2 protein-coding genes are annotated in these 953 nt (G+C 62.0%); both read right to left on the minus strand.

What is annotated here, in order from left to right; genetic code table 11:
* Positions 1-240 (minus strand): hypothetical protein (locus tag APH30_RS27320; protein ID WP_054914169.1); only part of this gene is annotated, 240 nt, incomplete at its 3' end.
* The gene (locus APH30_RS27325) at positions 237-923 is read right to left on the minus strand and encodes a Gp138 family membrane-puncturing spike protein (protein WP_054914263.1); all 687 of its coding nucleotides are present in this window, start codon (positions 921-923) and stop codon (positions 237-239) included. The genes APH30_RS27320 and APH30_RS27325, both read right to left, overlap by 4 nt.
* Positions 924-953: the final 30 nt, after the last annotated feature.

Raw genomic sequence — 953 nt, forward strand, 5'->3', positions numbered from 1 at the left:
CCCAGGGGTAAGCAGAATGCGCCGGCGGATGATCGACTCGCGCGTAGCCAGGCGCGATCCCTTACCCAGGACTCCGCCGAACCAGTCGGTTCCGTCAGCCGTATTCAGGAACCACTCGCCCAGGAAGAACTTGAGCCGGGTGCGGACGTTCTGCGCCACCTCTTCGGCTGAATAGCCGGTCAGCAGCTTTTCCTGGCCCATGGCCAGGTCGCCGTTGGCGTCGAGCTTGCGCACGGTCATGGAACGGATACTCCGCTGGTTCCTGTGCCGGGCTGAACTCCGGAATGCTTGTGCAGCTTCAGGCTGATCGGGCCGGCGAAAACGTCGTTCGGTGTGGTTACCAGGCTGGCAGGACTGATGGTCACCCCGTTTATGTTCACCGTGCCGTCGGCGCCGATGGTGATGAACCCTGCGCCATTGCTCAGCGATATTGAGGTGTCATCCTTCAGCCAGGCGTATACCGAGCCGCTGTTGTTGCGCAGGCGGATGCCGTCATTGGCAAAGTCGGTGATCGCCCCTGGCACGGATCGCACGCCGGGCATGAAGTAGGCGTCGTTCATGGAGAAGCGCCTCGGCTCCGACTTGGCAGCCACTCCGCCCTGGTCGACCCAGGAGTCGATACACTCTTGCGAGAACATGATCGACCCCTCGACGCCTTCGGCAACCCGGCACTCCAAAGTGCCCCCGGAAGCGCCCCAAAATTGAACTGGAACGCGGACGATAGGCCGGCGTGGCTCGGCGTTGCCAAGCCGGTCTTCGATCATCAGGCCGATTTGCACCTGGGCCAGCTGCGTAGCGGGGTCAAAGCTCAGAACGTGCCCAGGAACGCTGGTGCGTACGTTGTCCTTGAGGTACTCGCCAAAGATCTCGCGCAGCATCTTGGCGAACTGTTCCCGTGTGCGGGAGGCCAATGGGTCTTTCATCGGGTCGCCCTATCAGAGATTCCAGACTGG

The organism is Pseudomonas sp. NBRC 111127 (genome assembly GCF_001320345.1).
GTDB lineage: Bacteria > Pseudomonadota > Gammaproteobacteria > Pseudomonadales > Pseudomonadaceae > Aquipseudomonas > Aquipseudomonas juntendi.